This is a genomic window from Microbacterium sp., from assembly GCF_047972865.1.
GTDB lineage: Bacteria > Actinomycetota > Actinomycetes > Actinomycetales > Microbacteriaceae > Microbacterium.
Genome location: NZ_JBKEAY010000146.1, coordinates 1 through 9031 on the forward strand (window position 1 = coordinate 1; position 9031 = coordinate 9031).

Genomic DNA, 9031 nt, shown 5'->3' on the forward strand with positions numbered 1-9031 from the left:
GGAGTCACCCGGCAGGCTCTACCGCGTGGCACCCGAATCGCTGAAGCGGCAACTCCTCGAAGGGTTTTTCACCCAGCTCTACATCAACGACGAACTGGTGGTGGCCAGCGAGCCACAACCCGCGCTGGAAAACATGCAGGCACTCGAACGCCAGTTCACCGCGACTCAGGGCCAGCACGTCGCACAACGCAAGAACCCCCGCCCGAAGGCGAGGGTTCTTGGTGTCGGCCAGGTCAAAGACTCGAAAGTCGAGTGTTTGACCCGGACGACCTTGGTTGCGGGGGCAGGATTTGAACCTACGACCTCTGGGTTATGAGCCCAGCGAGCTACCGAGCTGCTCCACCCCGCGGCACGAGAAGCAAGCTTAGCACGCGAAAACGGTGTCGGCGTACGCGGTTGGCATCGCCGTCACGAGCACGCGAGGATGAGAGCACCACCGGAAAGGGGACCTCATGACCGCGGATGCCGTCGCCGTGGCCGTGGCACAATTCGCGCCCACCGCGGACACCGCCACGAATCTCCGCGACATCGGCCGTTTGGCGGAGCGCGCGGCAGCCCGGGGAGCGCACGTCGTCTTGTTCCCCGAGTACTCCAGCTACTTCGTCGACCCCTTCGACCGTTCCCTCGCCGCGCACGCGCAAGATCTCGACGGAGATTTCGTGGCGGGCCTGCAGCAGATCGCCGCGCGACGGGGCATCCACCTCGTCGCCGGGCTCGTCGAACGCGCCGAAGACCCCACGAAGGTCCGCAACACCGCCGTCGCCGTCGACGGGACCCGGGTCGTCGCGACATACCGCAAGCAGCACCTGTACGACGCGTTCGGTCAGTGCGAATCGGACTGGGTGGAACCGGGCGCGCTCACCGCGCCGGACACCTTCGAGGTCGGTGGTCTTACCTTCGCGCTGATGACCTGTTACGACCTGCGCTTCCCGGAGGTATCGCGCACCCTCGCCGACGCGGGCACCGACGTCGTGCTCGTTCCCGCCGAGTGGGTGCGAGGCCCGCTCAAAGAGCACCACTGGCGCACGCTCCTGCACGCACGCGCCATCGAGAACACCGTGTTCGTCGCGGCCGCCGACCACCCGCCGCCGCTCGGGGTCGGCCACTCCATGATCGTCGACCCGCAGGGCGTCGAGATCGCCGCCGTCGGCACGGCCACCGACGTCGCCGTCGCCCACCTCGACCCGACCGCGATCGAACGGGTGCGCCGGATCAACCCGGCCCTCTCCCTGCGCCGCTACACCGTCGGGCCCAGAGAGTGAGCCCGACGGCTGTCAGCTGCGCGGTCACATGCGAGCCAAGCGCGCCGCGGCCTCCTCGAGCACGTCGGTGCGTTTGCACGCGGCGAACCGGACCAGCCCGGCATAGTCTGCGCGGTGTTCCGGGGTCACGAACGCCGTCAACGGAATCGCGACGACTCCTGCCCGCTCGGGCAGCCGACGGCAGAACACCGCGGCATCGTCCGCGCCCAACGGCGACGCGTCAGCCACGGTGAAATAGGTGCCACCCGGGCGCGTGACGTGGAAACCTGCCGCGCGCAGTCCGTCGCCCAGCAGTTTCTGCTTGCTGTGCAGCGTCGCGGCGACACCGGAGAAGAAGTCGTCGGGGAGCGACAGCCCGGTCGCGACCGCCGGCTGAAACGGCGCGCCGCCGGAATAGGTGAGGAACTGCTTCACCGCGACCACCGCGTCCACCAGCTCGGCCGGTCCGGTCACCCAGCCGATCTTCCACCCGGTCGCCGAGAACGTCTTCCCCGCCGACGAGATCGACACGGTGCGCTCCCAGGCACCGGGAAGCGTCGCTGGCGCGACATGGACGCCCTCGAACACCAAGTGCTCATACACCTCGTCGGTCACGATGAGAGCGTCATGCCGATCCGCCAACCGCACGATCTCGCTGCGAAGCTCCGGATCGAGGACGGTTCCGGTCGGGTTGTGCGGATCGTTCACCAGGATGATGCGGGTGCGGTCGGTCACGGCCGCGCGCAAGTCATCCGGATCCGGCTGAAAGTCGGGGCGGCGCAGCGGCACGGTCACCAGGCGTGCGCCGGCCAGCGCCACCAGCGCCGCGTAGGCGTCGTAGAACGGCTCGAACACCACGATCTCGTCGTCGGGTCCGTCGACGAACGCGAGCAACGCCGCCGCCAGCGCCTCGGTGGCTCCGGCGGTCACCAGCACGTTCCGGTCGGGGTCGAGCGTCAGCCCGTAGAACCGCCGCTGGTGTTCGGCGATCGCGGCCCGAAGCGCCGGCGCGCCGCGCCCGGGCGGGTACTGGTTGACCCCGTGCGCGATGGCATCGCGCGCGGCCTCGAGCACCACGGGCGGACCGTCCTCATCGGGGAACCCCTGCCCCAGGTTGATGGCGCCGGTGTGCACGGCCAGCGCCGTCATCTCGGCGAAGATCGTGGGCTGGGCAGAGCCGTCGGCAGCCAGCAGACCCGCGCCGCGCGCTGCGCGTCGCCACGCGCCGAAAGGGGGAAGCACGCGGCCAGGCTACACGCATAGGGTTGTCGAGGCCGCGACATAAGAAACCCACAGGATCCCGCGTCATGCTGGGAGAGCTTTCGAGAAGGAGCAGCCAGTGAGCGACAGCAACCCGACATCGTCCGATCAGCCGGACGCGTCCCCCACGCCCGCCGACGCGGTGCAGACCCCCGCCGGGGATGCCGGAATCGCGGGCCCCCCGAATCCCCACACTCCGCCAAACACGGCGGTAGCCGCCGCGCCGCCGAACCCGCCGGCCGCTGCCGCGCCGTCAAACGCAGCGGCCGCGGAAGCCGCCGCACCCGCGAGCGCCCCGCCGCAGCCCACATCGCCGGTCGCTCCGACCCCCGGCCCGCTCTCGTACACACCGCCGACGGCACCGTCGCAACCGGCACCTGTGCCGCCTACGCAGCAGGGTGCAGCGCAGCCCAGCCCCGTGCACCAGGCCCCGGCGCAGCCCAGCCCCGTTCAGCCCGCTCCGTACACGCCGCCGGCGCGACCGGCGTATGGCGAGACCGGCCCCGCCGACGCACCGCACCGCACCGCCGCGTACCCGGCCGTGACCGAGTCGTTCGACGCGTTCGGGCAGCCGGCCCCGGCTCAGTCCGCCCCGCCCGAACCGGCGCCGCAGCGGGTGGGCGCAGGCATGGTCGTGGCGATCATGGTTGCGGCGGCGCTCGTCGGCGGCGCGGCCGGGCTGGGCGGCGCCGCGATTGGTTCGACTCTCCTTGCCACCGGCAGCGGAACCGTTGTGCAGAGCGGCCCGACCACCGTGACGGTCAACGACACCGACGACGTGACCCGCACCACCGGGATCGCGACGAAGGTGCTGCCGTCCGTGGTTACCATCTCGGCCTCCACCTCGTCCGGAGGGGGGACCGGCTCGGGTGTGGTGCTCAGCGACGACGGCTACGTCGTCACGAACACGCACGTCGTGACGCTGGACGGTGCCACCGGCAGCGCCTCGCTGTCCGTGACGACGTCGGACGGCAAGGTCTACGACGCGACGATCGTCGGCACCGACCCCGTCTACGACCTCGCCGTCATCAAGTTGGACGGTGCGACGGGGCTCACCCCGATCGAGTTCGCCGACTCGAGCGGGCTCAACGTCGGCGACGCGACCGTCGCGGTCGGCGCACCGCTCGGACTGTCCAACACCGTCACCACGGGCATCGTGAGCGCCCTCAACCGGTCCATCCAGATCGCCTCATCCGCCGCGCCCGACACGGGCGACACCCAGGAGGACGATGGCGACAGCGGCTCCGGTCCGTTCCAATTCGACTTCGGCCAGGGCCAGCAGCAGGTGCGTTCCAGCGGCACCATCTCGATCGCGGTCATCCAGACCGATGCCGCCATCAACCCCGGAAACTCCGGCGGTGCCCTGGTCGACGCGGACGGCAAGCTCATCGGCATCAACGTCGCCATCGCGACCGCCGGCAGCACGACCGCCGGTGACGCGGCGGGCTCGATAGGCGTGGGCTTCTCGATCCCGTCGAACATCGTCGAGCGTGTCTCCGGCGAGATCATCGACAACGGCTCGGCGACGCACGGTCTGCTCGGCGCGATGGTCGGTGACGCCGCCGTGCAGGAGGGCGCCACCACGACCGGTGCCTACATCAGCGACGTCACCCCGGGCGGAGCGGCCGCAGAGGCGGGCCTGGCCGCCGGCGATGTCGTCACCCAGTTCAACGGTTTCCCCATCGCGGACGCCACCGACCTGACCGCCCAGGTGCGTGCCGCCGCGGCCGGGACCGCCGCCGACGTCGTCTACATCCGCGACGGCGAGACCGCCTCGGTGCAGGTGACCCTCGGCGAACTCGACGGCTGAGCTGCCGGAAAGGACGTCACCGCGCGATAGGCTAGCGGGGTGGCGTCCTTCTCGTTCCGCGCCGGGAACGCCGGCAAGCTGTTGCGCATTCCGCTGTACGCCGCAGGGTGGCTGGCCACCGCGTTCATCCCGCGGGCACCGGACCGGTGGGTCTTCGGGAGCGCCGTGGGCGTCGCCGACGGCGCTCTCGCGCTGTGGCGGGCGGGGGCGGACGACCCGCGCCGCGCGGTCTGGCTCACCGCCGACGCCGGGCAGGATGCCGACGCCGCCGCCGCGGGCATCCCCACGGTGCGGAAGAGTTCGCTGCGCGGCTTCTGGCTGACGGCGCGGGCGGGCGTCACGGTCATCACTCACGGGTTCGGCGACGTCAACCGGTACGCCGCCACCGGCGGATTCGTGGTGCAGCTGTGGCACGGCATCCCGCTCAAGCGGCTCGGGCTGGACTCCGCCGCCACGACACGCAGCCCGCTTCGCGTGCTCGAACCGCTGGTGCGGCGACTGTACCGGCGGACGCAGCGGCGCATCCGCCTGGTGCCGGCGGCCTCCCACCTGGTGCGGGGGAGGTTGGAATCCGCGTTCGGTCTGGGCGACCGGCGGGTCCCGGTGACGGGGGAACCGCGCACCGACGTGCTGTGCACCGGATCGGGCGCCGAACGCCGCAGCGCCGCGCGGGCCGGCTTTTCGCGTGTGGTCCCGCTGAGCCCTCGCACCCGTGTCGTCCTGTACGCCCCGACATGGCGCGACGGCGCCGCCGACCCCGCGGTGCCCACGCCGGAGCAGTGGCACGCGCTCGCGGCGATCCTCGAGGAGCAGGACGCGGTCCTCCTCCTGCGCTCGCATCCGCTCGGATCGGGTGCCGCCGCATCGCCGACCTCGCGGGCGCGCATGCTGGGGAGCGATCTGATCGCCGATGTGACGCCGCTCCTGCCGGGTGTCGACGTCCTCATCACCGACTACTCCTCGCTGATCTTCGACAGCGCACTCGTTCCGGGTCCGGTGGTGCTGCTGGCCCCCGACCTCGAGGAGTATGAGCGCGACCGCGGGTTCTACGGCACGTACGCGGACGTGTCGGCGGGCGAGCACGCAATCGGCTGGGACCAGGCCACGGCGCAGCTGCACGCCGTGCTCTCCGACCCCGCCGAGCGCGCGCGCCGCAGCGCCCGCGCGAGCGCGCTGAGCGAGCGGGTGCACGAGTTCCGCGACGGGCGGTCGGCGGCACGCGTGCTCGAACGCATCCGGGTCGGATCGACGGCAGGGGGCCGGCCATGATCACGACGGCACACGTCGACGGCGCCGACGACGCCGCTCTGGTCGTCGCCGGCACCGGTCCCGCGCCCGCCGACGTGTCCCTGACCGGACCCCGCGCACACGTGACCCAGACCGCCGTGGCCGACGAGACCGGGTGGCACTGCCGGATGCCGCTGCGTGCGGCACGGTGGGGCGGGCCGCCGCTGCCTCTCCCGACCGGTGACTACCGGCTCACCGTCGACGGCGTCGTCCAGGGGGTCCGCGCTCAGGCCACCGTCGTCCTGCCGACCCTGCGCGTCCGGCTCACCGATGGGCTGGTGCGGGTGGGTCCGCCGATTGACCCGGCCTACGACTCCGGAGAGGGGCAGGACGCGCTGGAACGTCGCTACGCGACCCGGCCCGGCGGGGTCGAGAACGCGGTGTTCTTCGAGGCGTTCTACGGGCGGATCGCTGGCTGCAACCCGCTGGCCATCGACCGCGAACTGGCGCGGGTCGCCCCGGGGATCACGCGCTACTGGAGCGTCGTCGACCTGTCGGTCCCGGTCCCCGAGGGGGCGATCGCCGTCGTGGACGGCACGCCCGAGTGGTGGCGGGCGCGCGGCACGGCGCGGCTGCTCGTCGTCAACGATTGGCTGCGCCGCCGGTTCGCGCGCCGCGCGGGTCAACGGGTGCTGCAGACCTGGCACGGCACACCGCTCAAGCGGCTCGCGCTGCACCGCCCCGGATTCGCGCTGCGCCGCCGCGTCGCGGTGGTGCGGGAGTCGCGCCGCTGGGACGTGCTGTTGGCGCAGAACCCGTACGCGGCCCGCATCCTCCGCTCCGCCTACGGGTTCGGCGGGTCGCTCTGGGTCGAGGGCTACCCGCGCAACGACCTGCTCGTGGGGGGCGACGGCGCACACACGCGGCGTGCGCTGGGCATCGACCCGGCTGATCGCGTCGTGCTCTACGCGCCGACCTGGCGGGACGATCGTGAGGAGATCGTCGACTTTTTCGACCCGGCCCGCCTGGCCGAGCGCACCGGAGCTGTCGTGCTCGTGCGCGGTCACACGCGCACCCTCGCGCCCGGCCACGACGCGGCCGGGGCGCGAGTGATCGACGTGACCGCCTACCCGGACATCACTCCGCTCCTGCTGGTGGCCGACGCGCTCGTCACGGACTATTCGTCCGTGATGTTCGACTTCACGGTCACCGGCAAACCCCTGGTGCTGTTCACCCCCGACCTGGCGCACTACCGCGGCGAGCTGCGCGGGTTCTCCTTCGACCTCGCGGCGCATGCGCCGGGCCCGCTGACCACCACCGAGGACGAGCTGGTCGCCGCGCTCACAGATGCCGATGCTCCGCAGCGTTACGCGGACCGATACGCGCGGTGGCAGGCGCGGTTCAATTCACGCGATGACGGCCGTGCCGCCGAGCGCGTGGTGGCGCGGATCCTCGATCAGGGGCTCGTGGAGCGCTGAGGGGTGCCTCACGGCAGCGGCGTGTTGCGGGTGAGCCGGGAGGTGTCGACGGCCGTCCCCGCGCCGCGCAGCAGCCCGCGGAGGAATCCGGTGCCCCAGGCGAGGTGCATCGAGGGCAGCACCGCCGCGAACCACGCGCGTTCGCGCGGCGCGGCGGGAGGGGGCCGGAGCGTCGCGACGGCGACCAGCGCGACGTACGCGGCCACGGGCAGATACACGATCGACAGCACCCACGACCAGACGCCCGCCAGCACCCCGGCGAATTGCAGGATCGCGGTCACCGCGGCCGCACCGACCGTGAGCACGAGCGCCGGCGGGGCGAAGAAGCGCATCGAGTTGCGTCGCCCCAGGCGGCGGACCAGCTCGCCGCGCCACACCCCGGTCGCGTAGAACTGCCGCACCAAACGGGACCAGCTCTCCCGTGGCCAGTACACCGTGGACAGGTCCGGATCGAACCACACCAGGTATCCCGCGCGCCGAATGCGAAGGTTCACCTCCCAGTCCTCACCGCGCCGGACCGTCTCGTCGAAGCCGCCCACCTCGTCGAGCACCGCACGGCGCATCACACCGAGGTAGGCGGACTCCGCCGGACCGGCTGTCGAGCCGCCGTGGTAGGCACCGCCGCCCAGGCCCACGGGGGAGTTGTACGCTCGTGCGACCGCCCGCTGGAAGGCCGTGCGACCCGCCGCCCGCATGACCCCGCCGACATTCGCGGCTCGGTGGGCGGCCAGCACCCGCAGAGCCCGCCGCGTGTAGGTCGGATCGAGTTCCGAGTGCGCATCCACGCGGACGATGGTCGGGTACACGGCGGCGGCGATGGCCCGATTCAGCCCGACCGGGATGTCGGCATCGGGGTTGTCGACCAGCCGGATACGGGAGTCCGCGTCGGCGAGGCGCCGGGCCGCCTGGGTCGTTCCGTCGGTGGACGGCCCCAGTGCGAGGATGAGTTCGCACGGCCCCTCCAGGCGCTGCGCGAGCACGGAGGCCACCGCCTGCTCCAGATACGCCGCCTCGTTGAGCACGGGCATGACGAAGGTCACCCCCGACCCCGGCGGGGGCACCGGAGCATCCCGGCGGGGGCGGTGATCGTCGTGCATCCGTCGATCATGTCACGGTGCCGGGGTGGTGTCGGCGGCTCGGTAGGGTAGTGCGGTGAGAATCGTCTCAGATGCGAAGAAGGCGTCCGCGCTGCTGCGCAAGGCCGTGTCCGGGCGTGCCGCCGCGATCGCCGTGCGGCGGATGATCGCCGAGCGCGCCCCTCACCCGGCACACCGCTTCGCGATCGCGGTGTACTTCGCCGACAGCGACGTCAACATGTACCAGGTGCGGCAGTGGTACAAGCCCCTCGCGCAGATCGCGAAGACCTGGCCCGTCGTGATCGTCAGCCGCAACGCACGCGGTGCGCGGGCGCTGTTGGCCGACGGCGCGCTTCCGGTCGTGTTCGCACCGACGGTGCGTCACATCGAAGGGTTCATCGCCGAGCAGAACATCCGCGTCGTGCTGTACGTCAACCAGAACACGCGCAACTTCCAGATGTTCCGCTACGGCCACCGGTGGCACGTGTTCATCAACCACGGCGAGTCCGGCACGATGTACATGACCACCAACCAGTTCAAGGCGTACGACTACGCCCTGATCGCCGGGGACGCCGCGCGCGAGCGGCTGGGGCGCGTGCTGTGGGACTACGACCTCGACGACCGTACGATCGCGATCGGCCGCCCGCAGGCGGACCACTACAGCGGAGCGGCGCCGTACCCCGACGACGACCGCACGGTCGTGCTGTACGCCCCCACGTGGGAGGGCGACCGTCCCTCCGCGCACTACGGTTCGATCCTCAGCCACGGTGAAGCGATCGCGACGGCGGTCCTGGCGTCACCGTCGCACCGGCTGATCTACCGGCCGCATCCGCGTTCCGGTGTCGTCAATCCGGCCTACGGCGCCGCGAACGAGCGGATCGTCGCGGCGATCGTCGCGGCGAACGACACCGACCCGGGGGCGGGCCACGTCTACGACGA

The 9031-nt window shown here is 71.7% G+C and carries 7 protein-coding genes and 1 tRNA gene; 5 read left to right on the top strand and 3 right to left on the bottom strand.

Going from position 1 to position 9031, the window contains the following annotated elements; translation table 11 throughout:
• Nucleotides 1-272: 272 nt before the first annotated feature.
• Nucleotides 273-349: transfer RNA gene (locus tag ACK5KK_RS09040), tRNA-Met, on the bottom strand.
• A 103-nt stretch (nucleotides 350-452) separates the two neighbouring features.
• Here ACK5KK_RS09040 and ACK5KK_RS09045 point away from each other — a divergent pair.
• Complete coding sequence (locus ACK5KK_RS09045; RefSeq protein WP_416889757.1) at nucleotides 453-1262, top strand: carbon-nitrogen hydrolase family protein; 810 nt, start codon at nucleotides 453-455, stop codon at nucleotides 1260-1262.
• Between the two features lie 24 nt (nucleotides 1263-1286).
• Here the strand turns inward: ACK5KK_RS09045 and ACK5KK_RS09050 are convergent, their stop codons facing one another.
• On the bottom strand, nucleotides 1287-2483 hold the full coding sequence (locus ACK5KK_RS09050; RefSeq protein WP_416889758.1) for an aminotransferase class I/II-fold pyridoxal phosphate-dependent enzyme: 1197 nt from the start codon (nucleotides 2481-2483) through the stop codon (nucleotides 1287-1289).
• 436 nt (nucleotides 2484-2919) lie between these two features.
• Between ACK5KK_RS09050 and ACK5KK_RS09055 the strand changes: the two genes are divergently transcribed.
• Genes ACK5KK_RS09055 through ACK5KK_RS09065 form a run of 3 tightly spaced genes read left to right on the top strand, consistent with a single transcriptional unit; the run spans nucleotide 2920 to nucleotide 7016 of the window.
• On the top strand, nucleotides 2920-4311 hold the full coding sequence (locus ACK5KK_RS09055; RefSeq protein ID WP_416889759.1) for a trypsin-like peptidase domain-containing protein: 1392 nt from the start codon (nucleotides 2920-2922) through the stop codon (nucleotides 4309-4311).
• A 39-nt stretch (nucleotides 4312-4350) separates the two neighbouring features.
• A complete protein-coding gene (locus tag ACK5KK_RS09060) occupies nucleotides 4351-5580 on the top strand; it encodes a CDP-glycerol glycerophosphotransferase family protein (RefSeq protein WP_416889760.1) in 1230 nt (409 codons plus the stop codon).
• On the top strand, nucleotides 5577-7016 hold the full coding sequence (locus ACK5KK_RS09065) for a CDP-glycerol glycerophosphotransferase family protein (RefSeq protein WP_416889761.1): 1440 nt from the start codon (nucleotides 5577-5579) through the stop codon (nucleotides 7014-7016). The genes ACK5KK_RS09060 and ACK5KK_RS09065 overlap by 4 nt, the downstream gene beginning before the upstream one ends.
• A gap of 8 nt (nucleotides 7017-7024) precedes the next feature.
• Here the strand turns inward: ACK5KK_RS09065 and ACK5KK_RS09070 are convergent, their stop codons facing one another.
• Nucleotides 7025-8113, bottom strand: coding sequence for a glycosyltransferase (locus ACK5KK_RS09070; protein ID WP_416889762.1), 1089 nt, complete (start codon nucleotides 8111-8113; stop codon nucleotides 7025-7027).
• 55 nt (nucleotides 8114-8168) lie between these two features.
• On the opposite strand from ACK5KK_RS09070, the gene ACK5KK_RS09075 reads away from it, so the two are divergent.
• On the top strand, nucleotides 8169-9031 hold an 863-nt coding region (locus tag ACK5KK_RS09075; protein ID WP_416889763.1), incomplete at its 3' end, for a hypothetical protein.

Coding starts and splice junctions, on each gene's coding strand:
- ACK5KK_RS09045 (WP_416889757.1), top strand. CDS start 453: ATGACCGCGGATGCCGTCGCCGTGGCCGTGGCACAATTCGCGCCCACC.
- ACK5KK_RS09065 (WP_416889761.1), top strand. CDS start 5,577: ATGATCACGACGGCACACGTCGACGGCGCCGACGACGCCGCTCTGGTC.
- ACK5KK_RS09070 (WP_416889762.1), bottom strand. CDS start 8,113: ATGCACGACGATCACCGCCCCCGCCGGGATGCTCCGGTGCCCCCGCCG.